Source organism: Planomicrobium sp. CPCC 101079, assembly GCF_007859275.1.
Classification (GTDB): domain Bacteria; phylum Bacillota; class Bacilli; order Bacillales_A; family Planococcaceae; genus Planococcus.
The window spans coordinates 22,281-43,142 of the sequence record NZ_VOHC01000012.1; the positions used below are offsets into that span (position 1 = coordinate 22,281).

The 20,862-nt window shown below is 46.8% G+C and carries 16 protein-coding genes and 1 tRNA gene; 13 read left to right on the forward strand and 4 right to left on the reverse strand.

Annotation, left to right across the window (positions count from 1 at the left end; all coding sequences use genetic code 11):
• Positions 1–5: 5 nt before the first annotated feature.
• The 7 genes from FQV28_RS07110 to FQV28_RS07140 all read left to right on the forward strand — a co-directional run bounded on the left by FQV28_RS07110 (position 6) and on the right by FQV28_RS07140 (position 9,423).
• Complete coding sequence (locus FQV28_RS07110) at positions 6–968, forward strand: ribose-phosphate diphosphokinase (protein WP_146495038.1); 963 nt, start codon at positions 6–8, stop codon at positions 966–968.
• Between the two features lie 91 nt (positions 969–1,059).
• On the forward strand, positions 1,060–1,698 hold the full coding sequence (locus tag FQV28_RS07115; protein ID WP_146495039.1) for a 50S ribosomal protein L25/general stress protein Ctc: 639 nt from the start codon (positions 1,060–1,062) through the stop codon (positions 1,696–1,698).
• A gap of 104 nt (positions 1,699–1,802) precedes the next feature.
• Positions 1,803–2,366: an aminoacyl-tRNA hydrolase gene (pth, locus tag FQV28_RS07120; protein WP_146495041.1), complete on the forward strand. Its 564-nt coding sequence runs from the start codon at positions 1,803–1,805 to the stop codon at positions 2,364–2,366.
• Positions 2,367–2,505: 139 nt separating this feature from the next.
• Positions 2,506–6,039, forward strand: a complete 3,534-nt coding sequence (gene mfd / locus FQV28_RS07125; protein WP_146495043.1) for a transcription-repair coupling factor — start codon at positions 2,506–2,508, stop codon at positions 6,037–6,039.
• Between the two features lie 25 nt (positions 6,040–6,064).
• On the forward strand, positions 6,065–7,660 hold the full coding sequence (locus FQV28_RS07130) for a putative polysaccharide biosynthesis protein (RefSeq protein ID WP_186763809.1): 1,596 nt from the start codon (positions 6,065–6,067) through the stop codon (positions 7,658–7,660).
• Between the two features lie 6 nt (positions 7,661–7,666).
• On the forward strand, positions 7,667–9,136 hold the full coding sequence (gene yabN, locus FQV28_RS07135) for a bifunctional methyltransferase/pyrophosphohydrolase YabN (protein ID WP_146495045.1): 1,470 nt from the start codon (positions 7,667–7,669) through the stop codon (positions 9,134–9,136).
• Positions 9,133–9,423 (forward strand): RNA-binding S4 domain-containing protein, encoded by a 291-nt coding sequence (locus FQV28_RS07140; RefSeq protein ID WP_146495047.1) that lies wholly within the window; start codon positions 9,133–9,135, stop codon positions 9,421–9,423. The genes yabN and FQV28_RS07140 overlap by 4 nt, the downstream gene beginning before the upstream one ends.
• A gap of 95 nt (positions 9,424–9,518) precedes the next feature.
• On the opposite strand, the gene argF is transcribed toward FQV28_RS07140, so the two are convergent.
• Genes argF through FQV28_RS07155 form a run of 3 tightly spaced genes read right to left on the reverse strand, consistent with a single transcriptional unit; the run spans position 9,519 to position 14,624 of the window.
• Entirely contained in the window at positions 9,519–10,469 is a 951-nt protein-coding gene (argF, locus tag FQV28_RS07145; protein ID WP_146495049.1) for an ornithine carbamoyltransferase, read from the reverse strand.
• Entirely contained in the window at positions 10,466–13,561 is a 3,096-nt protein-coding gene (locus tag FQV28_RS07150) for a carbamoyl-phosphate synthase (glutamine-hydrolyzing) large subunit (protein WP_146495051.1), read from the reverse strand. The genes argF and FQV28_RS07150 overlap by 4 nt, the downstream gene beginning before the upstream one ends.
• The gene (locus FQV28_RS07155; RefSeq protein ID WP_146495053.1) at positions 13,554–14,624 is read right to left on the reverse strand and encodes a carbamoyl phosphate synthase small subunit; all 1,071 of its coding nucleotides are present in this window, start codon (positions 14,622–14,624) and stop codon (positions 13,554–13,556) included. The genes FQV28_RS07150 and FQV28_RS07155 overlap by 8 nt, the downstream gene beginning before the upstream one ends.
• 291 nt (positions 14,625–14,915) lie before the next feature.
• Here FQV28_RS07155 and FQV28_RS07160 point away from each other — a divergent pair, with 291 nt between their 5' ends.
• The 3 genes from FQV28_RS07160 (at position 14,916) to FQV28_RS07170 (ending at position 16,455) form a co-directional block, all read left to right on the forward strand.
• The gene (locus FQV28_RS07160) at positions 14,916–15,326 is read left to right on the forward strand and encodes an FtsB family cell division protein (RefSeq protein WP_146495055.1); all 411 of its coding nucleotides are present in this window, start codon (positions 14,916–14,918) and stop codon (positions 15,324–15,326) included.
• A 116-nt stretch (positions 15,327–15,442) separates the two neighbouring features.
• A complete protein-coding gene (locus tag FQV28_RS07165; RefSeq protein WP_146495057.1) occupies positions 15,443–15,871 on the forward strand; it encodes a S1 domain-containing RNA-binding protein in 429 nt (142 codons plus the stop codon).
• A 122-nt stretch (positions 15,872–15,993) separates the two neighbouring features.
• Positions 15,994–16,455, forward strand: a complete 462-nt coding sequence (locus FQV28_RS07170) for a DinB family protein (RefSeq protein WP_146495059.1) — start codon at positions 15,994–15,996, stop codon at positions 16,453–16,455.
• Positions 16,456–16,502: 47 nt separating this feature from the next.
• On the opposite strand, the gene FQV28_RS07175 is transcribed toward FQV28_RS07170, so the two are convergent.
• Positions 16,503–16,576 (reverse strand) — tRNA-Met (locus tag FQV28_RS07175).
• A 120-nt stretch (positions 16,577–16,696) separates the two neighbouring features.
• On the opposite strand from FQV28_RS07175, the gene tilS reads away from it, so the two are divergent.
• The 3 genes from tilS to ftsH all read left to right on the forward strand — a co-directional run bounded on the left by tilS (position 16,697) and on the right by ftsH (position 20,803).
• Positions 16,697–18,109, forward strand: coding sequence for a tRNA lysidine(34) synthetase TilS (gene tilS, locus FQV28_RS07180; RefSeq protein ID WP_146495061.1), 1,413 nt, complete (start codon positions 16,697–16,699; stop codon positions 18,107–18,109).
• Positions 18,110–18,119: 10 nt separating this feature from the next.
• Entirely contained in the window at positions 18,120–18,671 is a 552-nt protein-coding gene (hpt, locus tag FQV28_RS07185; protein WP_146495063.1) for a hypoxanthine phosphoribosyltransferase, read from the forward strand.
• Positions 18,672–18,793: 122 nt separating this feature from the next.
• Positions 18,794–20,803, forward strand: a complete 2,010-nt coding sequence (ftsH, locus tag FQV28_RS07190; protein WP_146495065.1) for an ATP-dependent zinc metalloprotease FtsH — start codon at positions 18,794–18,796, stop codon at positions 20,801–20,803.
• Positions 20,804–20,862 lie beyond the last annotated feature (59 nt).

The following is a 20,862-nucleotide window of genomic DNA, read 5'->3' on the forward strand; positions in this document are numbered from 1 at the left end:
ACTCGATGAGTTATCAAAATACAGGCGATAAGTTAAAAATCTTTTCATTGAATTCGAATCGGCAGCTTGCAGAAGAAATTGCGCAAAACGTAGGCATTCCGCTTGGGAAATGTTCCGTAACAAAGTTCAGTGACGGTGAAATCCAGATCAATATCGAAGAAAGCATTCGGGGGTGCGATGTCTTCATCGTGCAATCGACTTCAGAACCGGTCAATGAAAACTTGATGGAGCTATTGATTATGGTGGATGCGGTTAAACGCGCATCTGCCCGCACGGTCAACGTAGTGATTCCGTATTATGGCTATGCGCGCCAAGACCGCAAAGCCCGCTCGCGTGAACCGATCACAGCGAAACTTGTTGCGAATTTACTGGAAACTGCTGGAGTGACTCGTGCAATTGTTTTGGACTTGCATGCGCCTCAGATTCAAGGATTTTTTGATATTTTGATTGACCATCTATTGGCTGTGCCTCTTCTTTCCGAGTATTTTATAAATGACAGCGGCATTGATTTGTCAAACGTCATTATTGTTTCACCAGACCACGGCGGCGTAACGCGTGCCCGTAAAATGGCGGACCGCTTGAAAGCACCAATTGCCATTATCGACAAACGCCGCCCGCGGCCGAACGTCTCGGAAGTGATGAATATCATCGGAAATGTTGAAGGCAAAACAGCCATCATTATCGATGACATCATTGACACTGCGGGCACAATGTCGCTCGCTGCGGGGGCGTTGGTTAAAAGTGGAGCGAAAGAAGTTTACGCATGCTCTACCCATCCAGTTCTTTCAGGGCCGGCAGTTCAACGCATCAACGATTCTGTGATCAAGGAATTGGTTATTACAAATTCAATCGCTTTGCCGGAACACAAGAAATCTCCGAAAATCAAGCAATTGTCTGTAGCGAAACTGTTGGCGGAAACGATTGTCCGCGTGCACGAACAAAAATCTGTCAGCACCCTGTTCGATTGACCAGTAAACCGCCTGTTCCTTATCTATGTTTGCGCTTCTAGGCGTTAGGGTATTTATCCATTATGTACTTAACTAATGGAGGGTGACCTAAATGACTGGAAAAATAACGGCACAAAAACGGGAAAGCGGAAAACCACATTCAGTATTAACTGATTTGCGAGGGAAAGGCGAAGTTCCAGGCGTGGTCTACGGCTATCAAGTAGAAACTACGCCGATTTCAGTCTCTGAAATCGATTTGATTAAAACGTTGCGTGAATCTGGACGCAACGGAGTCATTAGTTTAGACGTGGATGGAAAAACAATCAACGTCGTATTAAGCGATTACCAAATGGATGCATTAAAAGGCAGCTTCAAGCATGTCGATTTTCTGGCAGTCAATATGTCTGATGAACTGGAAGTTTCAGTAGCTGTCCATACAGTCGGTGAATCTGCCGGTGAAAAAGAAAACGGCGTTTTGAACCAGCCAAACCGTGAAGTAACAATCAAAGTAAAACCAGCGGACATTCCGGATGCTTTGGAAGTTGACGTAACAAACTTAGCAGTTGGCGACCATATTACAGTGGGCGATATCCGCGGGAATGTGTCTTATGAAATTCTGGAAGAAGATGACTTTATCTTAGTTTCCATCACGGCACCAACGCTTGATGTAGAACTGGAAACACCGACAGACGAGGACGCTGAGCCGGAAGTAATCGGTGAAGATGCTCCAGGCAAAGAAAACGAAGCATAAATGACACAAAAAAATAGGGACTGTCAGTCGACAGTCCCTATTTTTTTATTTAGCAGAGGCTTATGGTAAAATAGAAAGCAGCGAAAAGCAAAGGAAGAGTTATGATGAAGTTGATAATCGGGCTAGGGAATCCTGGCAAAACATATGCCGGAACACGGCACAATATCGGATTTGAAGTGGTCGATTTTTTGGCAGATAAGTGGAATGCCCCTTTGACGCAATCGAAATTCAAGGGAATGTACTCCATCATCCATCGGCCTGAAGGAAAAGTCATGCTGTTAAAGCCGCTTACTTATATGAATTTATCAGGCGAATGTGTTGGAGCTTTAATGGATTACTACGATATCGCTATTGAAGATATTGTGGTTATTTATGACGATTTAGATTTGCCGACCGGGCAACTTCGGCTGCGCCAAAAAGGCAGCGCCGGCGGTCATAATGGCATTAAATCGCTCATTCAACATTTAGGAAGCCAACAATTCAACCGGCTGCGCATTGGCATCGATCGTCCGCCTGCAGGCATGAAAGTGCCGGATTACGTATTGTCGCGGTTTTCAAAAGACGAAGCTCCGGAAGTAGCAGAAGCGGTCCAAAAAAGTGCCGACGCATGTGAATTCTGGTTGTCGAAACCGTTTATAGACGTCATGACCAAGTTCAACGGAGCATGATCTCGCTTTGGCGCAAATTGCGTTCAGAGCTTTTTTCTGTTTCTTTATCTTTTTTCTTGATTGAGATTCGCATGGCTTAACAAGAGGTATATCCCTTAATATAAAAAGTTTCACTTTTACCCGGAGAGGAGGAATCTTCATGGAACATATCTTACGAGCATTTTCAGAGGATTCTCATACAAAACGATTTATCGAAGATTTGAAAAAAGGACAGGACCATCAGCTGGTTTCAGGCCTTTCAGGCAGTGCCCGGTCGATTTTTTACCAGACGGTATGGGCGCAACTGGAAGAGCCTTTATTGATTGTTACACCGAATTTGCTGCATGCACAGCGCGTCTATGATGATTTGATTAAATTAATGGGCGAAGAAAATGTCCATTTGTATCCAGCTGACGAATTAATTGCTGCAGATATTTCATTTTCAGGGCCTGAACTCAGGGCCCACCGTATCGATACGCTCGATCATATGAAGAATATGGGCAAAGGCATCTACGTGACGCCGGTGGCCGGCATGCGGAAGCTTTTGCCATCAAAAGCACAATGGGACATTTCCACTCTGCATACGGCAGAAGGTGAAGAGCTTGATACGGAGCAATGGTTGTCAAAATTAGTGGCGATGGGGTATTCACGGACTTCAATGGTGACGACTCCAGGGGAATTTGCCCTGCGCGGCGGTATCCTTGATATTTATCCGTTAAATTTTGAGCACCCGGTACGCATTGAACTGTTTGATGTCGAGGTAGATTCCATTCGTTTGTTTTCGGCGGAAGATCAGCGCTCACTTGAGAAATTACGCTCACTTCGAATTTTGCCGGCAAGCGAGCTTGTGCTGTCGACGCTTCAACAGCGGAAACTGGCGGACAAGCTGGAAGACCAGTTAGCTCATACGTTGAAAAAGATAAAAGCCGATGATACAAAAGAAGCCTTGCTCATGCACATCCAGCACGATATCGACATGCTCCGGCAAGGAAATGTGCCGGATGGCGTGGCGAAATACGCAGCTTTGGTCGAAGAGCAATCGGCCTTTTTAGGCGATTACTTCCCTGAGAGCGGTTTTGTCTTTTTCGATGAACTGGGGCGCATCCAAGAAATGACAGAAACGCTGGAGCGGGAAGAAGGCGACTGGATTGTCTCGCTATTGGAAGAAGGCAAGTTTCTTCACGATGTCCACTTGGCGTACCCGTTCCGTGAAGTGCTGTCTCGTTTAAAACAGAAAATGACTTTTTTATCGCTTTTTGTCCGGACATTCCCGATGATATCAGTGAAGAAATCAGTGGCTTATTCAAGCAAGCCAATGCAGTCGTTCCATGGACAAATGAATTTATTAAAAGCGGAAGTCGAGCGCTGGGAGCTCGCGAAGTTCCGCGTCTTTATCGTGGCACCAGGCGAGGCGCGTCTGAAAAAAGTGCGTTCGGTGCTTGAAGATTACGGCATGGAAGCAGAAATAGCGGAAGCAGCTGCCGAACTGCAAGGCGGCAAAGTGTACTTGATCGACGGAGATTTAGCGAACGGTTTTGAAATACCGCTCCAGCGTTTTGCGGTTCTTACTGATTCTGAACTTTTCACCAAGCAAGCGAAGAAGAAATCACGTCCGCAAAAAATGACAAACGCGGAACGCATCAAAAGCTATTCCGAAATCAAGCCCGGCGATTACATTGTCCATGTCCATCACGGCATCGGGCGTTATGTCGGCATTGAAACGCTTGAAATCGGCGGCGTACACAAAGACTATCTGCATATTGTGTACAAAGCGGACGATAAATTGTTTGTGCCGGTCGATCAAATTGATTTGATTCAAAAATACATTGCTTCCGAAGAAAAAGAACCGAAACTGCATAAAATGGGCGGAGCGGAATGGCAAAAAACCCGTAAGAAAGTATCGGCTGCCGTTCAGGATATAGCGGATGATTTGATCAAGCTGTATGCGGAACGCGAAGCGCAAAAAGGCTATGCATTCTCAGAAGAGCAGGACATGCAGCGCCAGTTTGAAGCGGAATTCCCATATGAAGAAACTACCGATCAGTTGCGGTCGATTGCGGAAGTAAAGCGGGACATGGAAAAAGAACGCCCGATGGATCGCTTAATCTGTGGCGATGTAGGCTATGGGAAAACAGAGGTAGCGATTCGTGCTGCATTCAAAGCTGTATTGGATGGCAAGCAAGTGGCCTTTTTGGTGCCAACAACTATTCTTGCCCAACAGCATTTTGAAACAATGAGTGAGCGTTTTAAAGATTACCCGATTGAAGTCGGTTTAATGAGCCGATTCCGTTCGAAAAAACAGCAGACGGAGACGATCAAAGGCTTAAAAAATGGTTCGGTGGATGTGGTAATCGGCACACACCGGATTTTGTCGAAAGACTTGATATACAAAGATCTTGGGTTGCTCATCATTGATGAAGAGCAACGCTTTGGCGTTACCCATAAAGAAAAGATCAAGCAAATGAAGACCAATGTTGACGTGTTGACATTGACGGCAACGCCAATTCCACGGACGCTTCACATGTCGATGATCGGGGTGCGCGATTTGTCGGTTATCGAAACGCCGCCTGAAAACCGTTTTCCGGTGCAAAGTTATGTCATGGAATATAACGGCACGCTCGTACGTGAAGCGATTGAGCGGGAAATGGCACGCGGCGGCCAAGTGTTTTTCCTGTACAACCGGGTCGATGACATGACACGGAAAGTAGAAGAAATCCAAGCCTTGGTGCCGGAAGCTCGCGTCGGTTATGCGCACGGTCAAATGACTGAGCGGGAGTTGGAATCAGTCATTATAAGCTTTTTGGACGGCGACTATGATGTGCTCGTGACGACAACCATCATTGAAACGGGCATTGATATTCCAAACGTCAATACGTTGATCATCCATAACGCCGACCGCATGGGCTTGTCCCAGCTTTACCAGCTGCGCGGGCGCGTCGGCCGGTCGAGCCGGGTGGCCTATGCCTATTTCATGTACCAGCGGGATAAAGTATTGACAGACGTAGCGGAAAAACGTTTGATGGCCATCAAAGAATTTACCGAACTTGGTTCCGGATTCAAGATTGCCATGCGCGACTTGACGATCCGCGGAGCCGGCAATTTGCTCGGTTCGCAGCAACATGGGTTTATTGACTCTGTCGGCTTTGATCTGTATTCGCAAATGTTGAAAGAAGCGGTGGAAGAACGCCAGACAGGCATCAAAAAAGAAGAAATACCGGAAATCGAGATTTCTTTGGATATCGATGCTTATATCCCGGACTCTTATATTAGCGATGGCTACCAGAAAATCCAGATGTACAAACGGGTGAAAGGCATCGAGACGGCAGAAGAAGTGGACGAGCTGCAAGACGAGCTGATCGACCGCTTCGGCGACATGCCGCTTGAAACCGACCGTCTCCTGCGCATTGCCCGCATGAAAGTCTGGGCACGCATGGTAGGAGTAGAGTCGATCAAGCAAAACGGAAAGATTGTTTCGATTCGCCTAAGCGAAAAAGGGACGTCTGCTGTTAATGGCGGGAAATTGGTGGAAGACTCCGCCAAGTTTGGCCGGGCAGTTGGCTTCAGCATGGCTGGCCAACAACTAGTCATGACAATCGACGAAAACAAAACCACAAAGCACCATCCTTTCGATGTGCTTGAAGGCATGATGCAATTTCTGCCGGAATCGCTCCGGGAGGAAAGGTCGATTAGTTAATTTTCAATGGGAATGAGTGAATCCGGTGAACAATGAAGGCACAATGAAATCGTTTATGAAAGGCGCAGTCCTTCTGACGCTGGCAAGCTTGATTGTTAAGTTGCTCAGCGCGGTGTACCGGGTACCTTTTCAAAATATGGTCGGTGATCACGGATTCTATATTTACCAGCAAGTTTATCCGTTTGTTGGCATTTTTAGCATTTGGACATCATACGGTTTTGCGGTGGCGGTATCAAAAGTGATGGCAGACCATGAACCGCATCACCATGCTGCCATTTTGCGCACTGCTTTTGGCTGTATAACCGCTATTTCGGTGTTGTTCTTTGCTTTTTTGTTTTTCGGTTCAGGCCTGTTGTCGGACTGGATGGGGGATGAAAAGCTCAGCGGGTTGCTGAAGGTCAGTGCATTTGCCATTCTCTTAATGCCGCCGCTCGCTGTCGTGAAAGGCTATTTCCAGTCGCATAATTTGATGGAACCAGTCGCGTATGCACAAGTATCGGATCAAGCTGTCCGTATATCGGTCATTTTACTTGGCACATGGATTCTTGTTTCAAGCGGTGCTTCTCTATATGCTGCAGGACAAATGGCGATTTTCGGGACTGTGGCAGGCGGCATAGCAGGTCTCTTGCTGTTGATTTGGTATTTTCGAAAAAGCTTTACCGCTCTGCCAAAGCCTGTTCCGATTCAGAAAGGACCGATTTTGAGAAAAATTATGGCCATCAGCTTTAGTATCAGCATGGGTTCGCTCCTGCTCCTATTTTTCCAACTGGTGGATTCGTTTACGGTTTTCCGGTTGCTGACAGAAAGCGGAGTGGGGCGTATGGCGGCAATGGAGCAAAAAGGCATCTATGACCGCGGCCAGCCGCTTGTCCAGTTCGGCCTGTTAATTGCGACTTCGCTGTCGCTTGCAATCGTTCCGCTTATTGCCCATATGTCCAAAAAGCAAAGCGGCCGCTCCGCCAATCTGTACGTCCAATTGGCATTTCGCACCTCATTCCTGTTTGCTTTTGCAGCAGCGGTGGGACTAACATTCGTCATGCCCTACGTCAACGAAGCGCTGTTTCAAACGCGGGAAGAATCATTTGCACTCATTGTGTTCAGTTGGCAGATCGTTTGGATGTCACTGCTGCTTGTCATGAACGCTATGCTTCAAGGCGTTGGGAAAACAAAATTGCCGGCGCTGCTTCTCGTAGGAGGGGTGCTGATTAAAATTGCCTGCAATTGGCTGCTGATACCGGCATGGGGCATTACAGGTGCAGCGGTTGCGGGAAATATCGCACTCTGTTTTATCTCTGTCCGCTTGATTTGGTATTTTAAAAAAGTCTGGCCACTGCATTTTGCGCCGTTCCGTTATTACGGTTGGTTGTTTACTGCCTCATTTGCAATGTCAGCAGTTGTGGTCTTATGGGCCTTATTGTCTGATTGGGTATTGTTTGATGGCCTTCCAAGCCGGTTGTCTGCTTTATTTACAACGCTTACGGCAGTGCCGCTCGGAGCTTTTGTCTTTTTGCTTATTATTGCAAAGAGCCGCATCGTTACGGAAAAGGAATGGTACATCATTCCGTTCGGCCGCAAAATGGCTGGCCTTCAATTAGCTATAAATTCTAGAAGAAAAAGGTGATCACCTATGAATACCATTCATATCATCGGCCTCGGGGCAGGGGATTTGGATCAATTGCCGTTGGGTGTCTATAAAAGTTTGAAAAAAGCGGAAAGGCTTTATGTTCGGACAGCAGATCATCCGGTGTTGGCGGAATTGGCCGAAGAAGGCGTAACGTTTACCAGCTTTGACGCCGTTTATGAAAAACACGATGCATTTGAACCAGTTTATGCAGAGATTGCCGCAACGCTTATCAAGATGGCGAAAGACGAAAAAGTGGTTTACGCAGTACCCGGACATCCTCTTGTGGCAGAACAAACTGTCCAAAACTTAATCGAAGCTGAGAAAAATGGCGATTGCCGCTTAAGCATCGAAGGCGGCCACAGCTTTTTGGATGCCCTGTTCGGGGCGCTCCGTATCGATCCAATTGAAGGATTTCAATTGGTTGATGGCACGGAAATGAAAAGCGGCCAGTTGAACATGACGCAGCACCTTTTAATTGCCCAAGTGTATGACTCATTCAGCGCATCTGAAGTGAAATTGACGCTGATGGAAAAATACCCGGACGATTATCCGGTAACGATTGTCACCGCCGCAGGTTCTGCAGCGGAATCGCTTCGTACCGTACCTCTTTATGAACTTGACCGCAGCACAGAAGTGAATAATTTGACGACCGTGTATGTGCCGCCGGCAAAAGACCATATGCAGCGCTTGCGGGAGTGGCAGACGTTCCGTGATATTGTGGCGGTGCTCAGAAGCCCGGACGGCTGTCCGTGGGACCGGGAGCAGACGCATGAATCCTTGAGCCCTTACTTGATTGAAGAAGCGCACGAGCTGTTGCAGGCAATACGTGAGGAAGATGATGAAGCGGTGGCAGAAGAACTCGGCGATGTGCTCCTGCAAATTTTCCTGCATGCCCAAATCGGCCAAGACAATGGCTATTTCCAGCTTGAAGATGTGCTGGAAGCGGTCAGTGCAAAAATGATCCGCCGGCATCCGCATGTTTTCGGCGATGTCCAGGTTTCCGGTTCTGATGACGTGCTCGCCAATTGGCAAGCCATCAAAGCAGAGGAAAAGCCAACATCCGCTTCATTGCTTGAAGGGCAGGAACGTTTCAGTTCCTCGCTTATGACCTCATACAACTACCAGAAAAAAGCGGCGAAAGTCGGCTTCAGCTGGCCGGATGCGGAAGGCGCCTGGGAAAAATTCCAGGAAGAGCTGCAGGAGTTCCAGGCAGAAGTGGCGAAAGGATCAAAAGACCGCCAATTAGACGAGCTTGGGGACTTATTATTTACGCTGGTCAATATTGCCCGGTTCTTTGATTTGTCGCCGGAAGAAGCAATGCTTCACGCAAACCGGAAATTCCAACAGCGCTTCGGCTATGTGGAAAAACGGGTGAACGAAGGTACGGGTGACTTTGGCGATTACACGCTCGAGCAGCTTGATGAATTTTGGAACGAAGCCAAACACTTGGCACGAAAGGAAGAGGACAAATGAGACTCGATAAATTTTTAAAAGTTTCGCGCTTGATCAAGCGCCGGACATTAGCGAAAGAAGTGGCCGACCAAGGGCGAATCACTGTAAACGGTACAAAAGCGAAAGCCAGCTCCGTCATCAAGGTAAACGACGAACTGCAAATCCGCTTTGGCCAAAAAGTGGTGACCGTCCGCGTTGACTTATTGAAAGAAAACGCGAAAAAAGAAGAAACCGCCAATATGTATACCATCTTGAAAGAAGAGAAGCTTGAAAAAATCGAACCGCAGTTTATCGATGACGAAGCGTAAGAGTTGCGCCGGACGCCTTAGAGTTTTTTTCAACTATAAAATAAACTAAAAAGCTGTTCCATCACCCAAAGGGCGTTGGAACAGCTTTTTCTATATTAATTATTCAATAACGCTACCAATAAGGCCTTTTGTGCGTGCAGGCGGTTTTCGGCTTCCTGGAAGATTACCGAGTTTGGGCCTTCCAATACGCCAGTCGTTACTTCTTCTTCACGGTGGGCAGGCAAGCAGTGCATGAAAATGTAATTTGGATTTGCATGCTGGACAAGCGCTTCGTTGACTTGGAAATTTTTGAAATGCTCTAAGCGTTCCAATGCTTCTTGTTCTTGGCCCATGCTAGCCCACACATCGGTGTAAATGACATCAGCCCCGGTGACCGCTTCAACAGGGTCTGCCGTTACGTGAATGATAGCGCCAGTTTCTTTTGCGAATTTTTGTGCCAATGCCACCATTTCCAGTTTCGGGCTGTATCCAGCAGGTGCGGCAACTGTAATGTCCATACCGACTTTTGCCGCACCGATCATCAAGGAATTCGCCATATTATTGCCGTCTCCGATATATGCCATTTTCTTGCCTTGCAGCGAGCCGAACTGTTCCTGGATCGTTAAAAGGTCCGCCAAAACTTGGCACGGATGGAAGTCATCGGTCAGTCCATTGATCACAGGGATAGAACTGTTGTCTGCCAGCTCCTGGACTGTTTCCTGTTCAAACGTACGGATCATGATGCCATCCAAATAACCTGACAAAACGCGCGCTGTATCGGCGATTGTTTCCCCGCGCCCCATCTGAATATCGCGTGTGCTCAAATACATGGCATGTCCGCCAAGCTGCAGCATGCCGGCTTCAAAAGAAACGCGTGTACGTGTCGAAGATTTTTCGAAAATCATGCCAAGCACTTTGTTTTGCAATAAAGGTGCATATTTGTTTTCAGGCTTTTTCAGTTCCGAAGCAAGCGACAGCAAGTCCAGTATTTCCTGCGAGCTATAATCCTTCAGCGATAATAGGTGTTTTTGGCTGATTTTTGGGGCAAACGTTGAAGTCATTGTCATTTTACAAGCACTCCTTTGGTTGGGCCATGCACGGCATGGACATAATTTTCAAAAGCGTCGACCGTTTCTCCGCGTGTCCACACGTGAAGGCGATGAATAGCGGCAAGAGACGCTTGGACTTTATCCGGGTTCGGCGTCAAATCAATATAAGCTGTTTTCGAATCGGTTTTCAGCCACTCTTTGAATGGCAAGTCGGCTTCTGTAAAAAATGTAAAACCTCGTGATTCCCAGAAGGATTTATCAATAAAGCCGAGTGACGGCTCAGTGGCAAAAACGGTCCCGCCAGACTGCAAATCTGCCAGTTGCTGAGAAGCGCCTTTTAATGCTTTGTACATAGCGATTGATGCATCGCTATCAGAGCCGATTACTTCTCCGGTAGACATCATTTCAGGAGACAGAACTGGTGAAAGCCCTGGAAGCTTAATGTGCGAAAAAACCGGTGCTTTGACTGTGAAGTCAGGCTGTCCGTTGTACAATTTGTCGATGCCAAGTTCCTCGAAAGAGGCGCCGAGCATCAAGGCGGTAGCCAGCTGGACGAGCGGAACGTCTGTCACTTTAGAACTGATTGGCACAGTCCGTGATGCCCGTGGGTTGATTTCCATGACAAACAATTGGTCTTGCTCGTAAACGAATTGGATGTTGAACAAGCCTTTGTAGTCCATGTTTTTCGCGATATGCCGGGCCGTATCGGCCAGTTTGTCCAGCGCAGCTTGCGTTAAGGAAATTGGCGGCGTGATGGAAATGCTGTCGCCCGAGTGTACGCCAGTACCTTCAATATGTTCAAAGATAGCCGACACCCATACGTTTTCGCCGTCCGATAAAATATCCGCTTCCGCTTCTTTTCCGGTGATGAAATGGTCGACCAATATCGGGAAAGTCATTGTCATCTTCTGGAGCCATGCAGCAAGTTCTTGTTCACTATGCAAAACGGTCATGCCTTTGCCGCCAATCACATAGGACGGGCGCAGCAGCACTGGATAGCCGAGCTGTTCGGCATAGGCCGCGACTTCGGACGCTTCGCTTGCTGTGAAACTAGGGATGGACGGCAGCCCAATTGATTCAAGGAAGGCGTAAAAGCGGTCGCGGTCTTCCATTTGGTCAAGAATGTCAACAGCAGAGCCGAGAATGGTAATGCCTGCTTGTTCCAGTTCTGCCGCCACATTGAGTGATGTCTGGCCGCCGAACTGGGCAATTACTTGAGTGATGCCTTCAAAATCCAGCACATTTAAAATGTCTTCCGTAGTCAATGGTTCGAAATACAGCGCATCCGCCACTTCGTAATCCGTACTGACAGTTTCGGGGTTGTTGTTGATCATGATGGCTTCATAGCCCAACTTTTGCAAAGCTAAAATGCTGTGGACGCAGCAATAATCAAATTCAATGCCTTGGCCGATGCGGATTGGGCCAGATCCGATAACTGCCACTTTTTTTCGGTTCACGGAGCGTTCATCAGAAGAGCCGGTCCATGTGGAATAGAAATAGTTTGTCTGCGAGCGGAACTCCGCTGCGCAAGTGTCGATGACCCGATAAGCCGGAAGCAAGTTCCAGCATTTTCGCTGTCCCCAAATCTCAGAAGCGGAAATGCCCCATATGGCCGCCAATTGCTGATCGCTGAATCCAAGCGCTTTTGCTTCGAGCAGCCGCTTAGGCGTCATGCTGTTCCATGTCAGCTTCTGCAAATTTTGCCATTCATCAACGATGCGTGATAAAACATACAGGAAATACGGGGAGATTGCAGTTGCGTCATGCAAGTCTTCCATGCTTTTGCCGCGGATCAGCAATTCAAGTAAGACGAAAAGCCGGCGGTCATCCGCTTCGATGGCCAGCTGTTCCAGCTCCTCTGTCGGTACATCGGCAAGTGCAGGCAGCCGGAAGCCGTCAAGTGGGATGTCGAGAGAACGGATAGCTTTCTGGAACGCTGCTTCCATGCTTCGCTCAATTGCCATCACTTCGCCGGTCGCTTTCATTTGCGTGCCAAGCTTGCGGTTGGCGTTTTGGAATTGATCGAATGGCCAGCGTGGAATCTTCACCACTGCATAATCCAATGCCGGTTCAAAGCTTGCGAATGTTGTACCGGTTACCGGGTTTTTCAGTTCGGCAAGACTATAGCCGACCGCAAGTTTTGCGGCGATTTTGGCAATCGGATAGCCGGTCGCCTTAGATGCAAGGGCTGAAGAGCGGCTGACCCGGGGATTGACTTCGATCAAGTAATAAGCGGATGTTTCCGGATGCAAAGCGAATTGCACATTGCACGCACCGATAATGCCTAGCGCATCGATAATGTTGATGGCAGAAGTGCGCAGCATATGGTATTCCCGGTCTGTCATGGTCTGGCTCGGAGCCACTACAATCGAATCGCCGGTATGGACGCCGACCGGGTCCATATTTTCCATATTGCAGACGGTGATGCAAGTGCCATTTGCATCGCGCATCACTTCATATTCGATTTCCTTGAAACCGGCAATGCTTTTTTCAACAAGGCATTGTTGAATTGGGCTAGCGCTGAGCCCCTGTGTGACAAGAGATATGTAGGTCTCTTCATCTTGGGCGATGCCGCCTCCAAAGCCACCAAGAGTATAGGCCGGGCGGACGATGAGCGGATAGCCGACTTGTCCGGCAAACTCCAGCGCACTGTCAGTGGAATAAACGATGTCGCTGCTCGGTACCGGTTCACCGAGCTTGTTCATCAACGAGCGGAATTGTTCGCGGTCTTCTGCTTGTTTGATGGAAGCGATGTTGGTGCCAAGAAGCGCAACTCCGTATTTCGATAAAATGCCGGCCTCGGACAAAGCCATCGCGAGATTCAATCCGGTTTGGCCGCCGACTGTTGCCAGCAGTCCGTCCGGGCGTTCCGCTTCAATGATGGCTGTTACATTTTCCACGGTTAAAGGTTCAAAATAAACTTTATCTGAAACGGTTTTATCGGTCATGATTGTGGCGGGGTTGTTATTGACCAATACCACATGGAGGCCTTCTTCTTTCAATGCTCTGCAAGCTTGTGTACCGGAATAATCAAATTCAGCGGCTTGTCCAATAACGATGGCGCCTGAACCGATGACCAATACTTTTTTAATGCCTTGTTGTTTAGGCATGAATTTTCACCTTCTTTTTCTGTTGGATCGCCAAAATAAATTGGTCGAATAATTCAAGATGCTCAGCAGGACCGGGCGCTGCTTCCGGATGGAACTGTACCGTCATCAAGGGAAGCGCCGGATGATACAGGCCTTCAATGCTGCTGTCGTTGACGTTTGTGTAAAGAACAGCAAGCGGCGTTTGCCCAAGGCTTGCTTCCTCTACTACATAACTATGGTTTTGGGAGCTCATACTGACTTGTCCGGTTTTAAGATTCATTACCGGATGGTTGGCTCCTCGGTGGCCGTATGGCAATTTTGCTGTTTTCGCCCCAAAAGCAGAAGCCAGTACTTGATGTCCAAGACAAATGCCGAATGAAGGATAGCGTTCTGCCCAATCCCTGTAAACGGGGAAGAGGGCTTCGAGCGCAGCGGGATCTCCCGGACCGTTTGAAAACAACAAACCGTCCACTTGCAAGGCATCCAATTTTTCGGTTGATATGGTGTGAGGCAGGATGCTGACTTTACAGTTTCGCTGCAGCAATTCCTCCAGTATGGAAGATTTGTAGTGAAAGTCGATTAGTCCGATATGTGGATGTCCTTCTCCTGATTGAACAACCTCCTGTTGTTTTTGCTCATCGGCAAAAAACTGGGTCTGTATAGGTTTCCATACGTCCGGAAGCGCTCCTGCAGGGCTCAAATGCGATTGCATGGTGCCGGCTTCGCGCACCATTTTGATAATGGAGCGCGTATCAGCGCCGCTTAATATCGGAACACCAGCACGTTTAGCAAATTCAGCAAGTGCCATGGCGCCTTTTTCAATCGGCCCCTCGTATAGCTCTGCGACGACGATGCCGGCAGCTTGAATTTTTTTTGACTGAATATGTTTTGCCTGGATGCCGTATTGCCCAATTAATGGATAAGAAAAGACGACGATTTGGCTTTTGTAAGATGGATCGGTCAATACCTCTTCATAGCCCGTCATTCCGGTATAAAATACAACTTCACCTTGGATTTCCGTATCAATGCCGTGCCAATGTCCTGTAAATGTTTGCCCATTTGAAAGTGTCAGCATGCCTGACATAATTTCACACTCCATTTCTTTTATTCATTGATAATGCATATTTATAAATCCTCTTTTTCGTGAAAACAGTATCTTATTAATAAAACAAACAAGATGCCTCTAGTAGGTTGTATTATAGAACTGCATAAAAATTAAGTCAATAGTATTTTTATAAATGTATATGAATAAAATAAAAATGGGCTTTCCAGGTGGTTTGCGGGAAAAATAGTAAGAACTGCAAAAAAAACTTATAAAAATTCATCTTTTCATGTATAATGGCATCAAAGTCAGTCGGAGGGGGGGAAACAAGTCATGGGTTTGAAGAGAGAAACAAAAGCGGAAGGTCGCGAAGTCACTTCAATTCGCAATGACTATGTCCGCTCGGTCGAACGCCAAGAGCAGCGCCAGAAAGCTCATAAAGTCCGGCTGTTTAGACGGCTGTCGGTTTTCGGGTTACTTGTCGTATTGACCAGTATATGGATCGGCTCGACACTTCATGCTCAATCACAGACTCTTTCTGAAAAAGAACAGCTGCATAAAGAAGCGCTGGTCACACTTCAGGAAGTGGAGCAAGAGCAGGAGAAATTAAAAGAACAAATTGTTCTATTAAATGATGACGAATATTTAGCGAAACTTGCCCGTAAAGAATACTTTTTATCCGAAGATGGAGAAATTATTTTTACGGTTCCAAAAACAGAAGAAAAAGCCGATGAAAAAGAGTAGTCAGTTGACACTCTTTTTTTCATGGTTATAATTAAAAGTGGGAATAGTCCCGTTTATAACGTTTATATGACACTGGAATAGAGTCATCTTAATTTTTAAGGAGGAGCATTTTTTTTATGTCGATTGAAGTAGGTAGCAAGTTAGAAGGAAAAGTTACAGGTATTACAAATTTCGGAGCGTTCGTTCAGCTTCCGACTGGTGCAACTGGCCTCGTGCATATAAGTGAAGTCGCTGACAATTATGTCAAAGACATCAATGACCACCTTAAAGTTGGCGAAATGGTTGAAGTTAAAGTGATGAATGTAGAAGCAGACGGCAAAATCGGCCTTTCCATTCGCAAAGCGAAACCGCAGCCAGAAGGCGCAACAACAACTGCTCGTCCACAACGTCCACGCCCAAGCAATAATCGTTCATTCGAACGCGCGCCAAAAGAAAATTTTGAAACAAAAATGGCGAAATTCTTGAAAGACAGTGAAGAAAACATTTCGACTTTGAAACGTGCTACAGAATCTAAGCGTGGCGGCCGTGGTGCAAGAAGAGGATAACTTGCTAGCTGTTTTAATGGCATAGGAAAATGCTTCGATACAGCTGAACAAATTTAAATTAGAACGCTTCTCACCAGGGAAGCGTTTTTTTTATCAAAAAATTTGTTGGGAGTGTGAGAAGGATGGAGAAAACTCAAGTGCTGGAAGCCTACAAGGAGTATGAAGTTTACTTGGCGTCACTTCAAACCGCAATCCAAGATGAAAAAGTAGCCCATACTCCGTTTACGGAAGGCAAATGGTCCGTTGCCCAAATCGTCATGCATCTCGCTGAATGGGATCGCTTTGTCCGGGAGGAACGCCTTCCTCAGATGAAAGAAGACGCCAACATTGAAGGATTTGAAGATGTCGATGAATTTAATCGGAAAGCGGTAGAAGGCGTCGAAGAAATGAAATTCCCCAAAATTCTAGCTCATGCTCAGCAAGAACGGGCTTTGCTGCGGCAAGCCATTGAAGGAATGGATGAGTCCAATTGGCATGCCCGCTTTACGGCTGGCGGCAAAGAAACTTCCCCGTCGGATTATTTTGCTGGAATGCTTGAGCACGACCATCACCACATCGAGCAAATCAACTCTTTTTTAACGTAAAAAAAAGCAGCGCCCAAAAGGGACACTGCTTTAAAGAAAAATTAAAATGGCGGCAGAGGGGATCGAACCCCCGACCTTACGGGTATGAACCGTACGCTCTAGCCAGCTGAGCTACGCCGCCTTGTTCAAGCGAACTTTAATAGCATACTATCGAACAGAAAATGTGTCAACGAAATTTTTAAAAGTTTTTGCTTGGCACATGGATCTTTGAAACGGAATGCAGGTTTTTAGAGGTGAAGAAATGAAAAGTTTTTCAGAAAAAGTGTACCGCCATCTTTCAGTGCATCACTTGTTCAATCCGGGAGACCGGGTGCTGGTCGCTTGTTCTGGAGGAATCGATTCGGTTGTACTGCTGCATTTTCTAACGTCTCAACAAGCGGTTCTTGGCATTTCAGTAGCCGCAGTACATGTCAATCATATGCTTCGAGGAAAAGAATCGCTCGAGGACCGTTTTTTTACTGAACAGCTTTGTGCAAAGTGGAATGTACCTTGCTTTAGTCGTGATATTCCGGTTCCGGATATTTTAGAATCTGGCGGAGGCAATAAGCAGCAAGTGTGCCGAGAAGAGCGCTACGCGTATTTTTCCGCAATTATGCGAGAGGAAAAAGCGAACAAGCTAGTGACTGCCCATCATGCTGATGACCAGCTTGAAACCATTTTAATGGCAGGCATAAAAGGGACGCTGCAGTCCGGCTCTTTCGGCATGCCGACTAGCCGGTCATTTAGCGATGGTGATTTGGTCCGGCCGCTGCTTGCGGTAACAAAAGACGAGATTCACCGCTATGCTTTGGAGTTTGGCCTTTCTTACCAGGAAGACCCAAGCAACAATCAGCCGATTTATACAAGAAATCGCATCCGCCAATCTGTGTTGCCTCTGTTGAAGCAAGAAAACGGCAATGTTTCAGCTCATTTCGTGGAACTTGCGGAAACGATGCAGGAAGATCAACGGTATTTGATGGAGTTGGCTAAAGAGAAACTGCAGCAATTGGTCGAATATGAAGAAAGTGGTTTTTCGTTATCAGTTGAAAAATTCAGCCAAGAGGCACTTGCTTTACAAAAAAGACTGGTTCTACTACTATTAAACTATCTATATAATGAGAAGCAAGTTGCTATTACTAAGCAGCTCGCCGACCAAGTGCGGCATCTGATGCACAGTTCAGCGGGTACAGTTTTTTTGCACTTGCCGCAAAATTGTATGATGGTTCGCCAATATGACCGGGTGTATTTCAGCCGGCAGCCGATTGGTGAAATGGCAGCAAAAGATTCTTTAATCATTACAGACGACTGGTCTTCAGAAGTGAACGGCTTTCGTTACAAAGCAATGCCACTCAAAAAAGTGAAGCAACAGGCCGATGCGGATTTTTGGTATTTTTCTGCTCCGGACGAGGTTGTGCTGACGATGCGAACCCGTAAGCCGGGTGACCGCATCTATCTTCCGGGGATGGTGGGAGCGAAAAAAGTGGCCCGCCTCATGATTGACGAAAAAGTCCCGGTCTCCAAAAGAGATAGTTGGCCGGTCATCGCGACAGCAAGTGGAGAAATTTTGCTTGTTCCCGGGATTCGCCCGTCCAAACTTGTTAGCCGAACTGAGCGCATTGAAGATAATTGGGTATTGATCGAGCAACAGGTCAAGGCCGCAAAAAGCGGATTATAGGAGGTCCACCATGTTAGAGAAAGACATTGAAGAAGTATTAATCTCTGAAGAAAGCCTGCAAGCGAAAGCGCGGGAGCTTGGAGAAGTGTTAGCGCGTGATTATCAAGACAAGTATCCATTGGCTATTGGTGTATTAAAAGGTGCAATGCCATTTATGGGCGACTTGATGAAGCGCATGGATAGCTATGTTGAAATGGATTTTATGGATGTTTCGAGTTATGGCAATGCAACCGTCTCTTCAGGAGAAGTTAAAATTGTCAAAGACTTAAATACGAGCGTGGAAGGGCGCGACCTTCTTATTATTGAAGACATCATCGACAGTGGGTTGACGCTTAGTTATTTGGTGGACTTGTTCAAATACCGCAAAGCAAATTCTATTAAAATCGTTACATTGCTTGACAAGCCTTCCGGCCGTAAGGTGGATTTGAAGGCGGATTACATTGGCTTTGAAGTTCCAGACGCTTTTGTTGTTGGATACGGGTTGGATTATGCTGAGAAATACCGCAATTTGCCGTATATCGGCATTCTTAAGCCTTCGGTTTACAGCGGAGAACAAGAATAGACAAAAGACGTTCACAGTCTGTTAATTTAGCCTGATGAACAAAGGCTTTTCGTTGTACGCTCAAATGTTACTGTGTTAGTATTTAGTATAGTTTTAAGGGAAATTTTGTGAGGAGGCTCGGGATGAACCGAATATTTCGATACACTATATTTTATCTGCTGATTTTCCTTGTTATTATCGGGATTTTGGGGACGTTTAACAGCAGCAACCAACCGACCGAAAATATAGGATACGATGAATTTTTGACGGCTTTAACAACTGGTAACATCGATGAAGTTACCATTCAGCCAAACCAGATGGTTTATGAAGTAATGGGGAAATTGTCTACTGCCGAAACTGATGAAGACACATTTGTTACCAATATTCCAATGGAAAATGAAGCGCTGCTAACAGAGATAGATAATGCCGCTCTTGACACTAATGTCCAAGTAGATTACTTGCCTGCTCCGCAAACAAGCGGCTGGGTTCAGTTCTTTACGGGGATCATTCCATTCATTATCATTTTCATCCTCTTCTTCTTCTTGCTTAACCAATCACAAGGCGGCGGTGGCGGTCGTGTGATGAACTTCGGTAAAAGTAAAGCGAAGCTGTACGATGACCAGAAACACAAGGTCCGCTTCCCGGATGTTGCGGGAGCAGATGAAGAGAAACAAGAACTGGTTGAAGTTGTTGATTTCTTGAAAGACCCCCGCAGATTTGCCGATATCGGCGCCCGCATTCCAAAAGGGATTTTGCTTGTCGGACCTCCGGGTACCGGTAAAACCCTTTTAGCCCGTGCAGTTGCCGGGGAAGCAGGCGTTCCTTTCTTCTCGATCAGTGGTTCCGATTTTGTTGAAATGTTTGTCGGAGTCGGGGCATCCCGAGTTCGCGATTTGTTTGAAAACGCTAAGAAAAACTCGCCTTGTATTATTTTCATTGATGAAATTGATGCAGTCGGACGCCAACGTGGCGCAGGCCTTGGTGGCGGACACGATGAACGCGAACAAACACTCAACCAGCTATTGGTTGAAATGGATGGTTTCGGCGCAAATGAAGGAATCATTATCATCGCGGCGACAAACCGCCCCGATATTTTGGATCCAGCCCTTCTTCGCCCAGGCCGTTTTGACCGCCAAATCACAGTTGGCCGTCCGGATGTAAAAGGACGCGAAGAGGTATTGAAAGTTCATGCACGCAACAAGCCACTTGATGATTCGGTGGATATGAAAGCAATCGCTCAACGTACGCCTGGTTTCTCAGGTGCTGATTTGGAAAACTTATTGAACGAAGCGGCTCTTGTTGCTGCCCGACGCAGTAAGTTGAAAATCGACATGTCCGATATCGACGAAGCAACAGACCGCGTTATTGCCGGTCCTGCTAAAAAGAATCGAGTCATTTCGAAAAAAGAACGCAATATCGTGGCATTCCACGAATCTGGGCATACCGTTGTCGGCTTAATTCTCGACGATGCTGATATCGTCCATAAAGTGACGATCGTCCCTCGCGGACAAGCTGGCGGATATGCGGTAATGCTTCCGAGAGAAGACCGTTACTTCATGACGAAGCCGGAATTGCTCGATAAAATTGCCGGATTGCTTGGCGGCCGGGTTGCGGAAGATATCGTATTTGGCGAAGTTTCTACTGGTGCCCATAACGATTTCCAACGCGCAACTGCAATTGCCCGCAGCATGGTGACGGAATACGGTATGAGTGACAAAATCGGGCCGCTTCAATTTGGCCAGGCGCAAGGCGGAAATGTCTTCTTGGGCCGCGATTTCAACTCTGACCAAAACTATTCAGATGCTATTGCATTCGAAATCGATCAGGAAATCCAACGCATTATCAAAGAGCAGTACATTCGCACAAAAGAAATCTTGACAGAAAACAAAGATCTTCTTGAATTGATTGCGACGACACTCCTTGAAGTGGAAACATTAGATGCTGCCCAAATCCTTCACTTGAAAGAGCACGGCACACTTCCTGAACGTTCATACGAAGCGTTGAATGGCGAATTCGAAAAGAACGTTGACTTGAAAAAAGAAAAGGTTAATCCTGATATTACGGGTGCCCCGAGCGATCCTTCGTCTGGCGACTTGCCAAAAGAAGGCCAACCAAGCGGAACTAGAGGCCCAATTCAAGAAAACCGAAAATAAGCAGTACTATAGGTTGATTGTCTATTTCCTAAAAGGGGAAAGGCGATCAACCTTTTTTC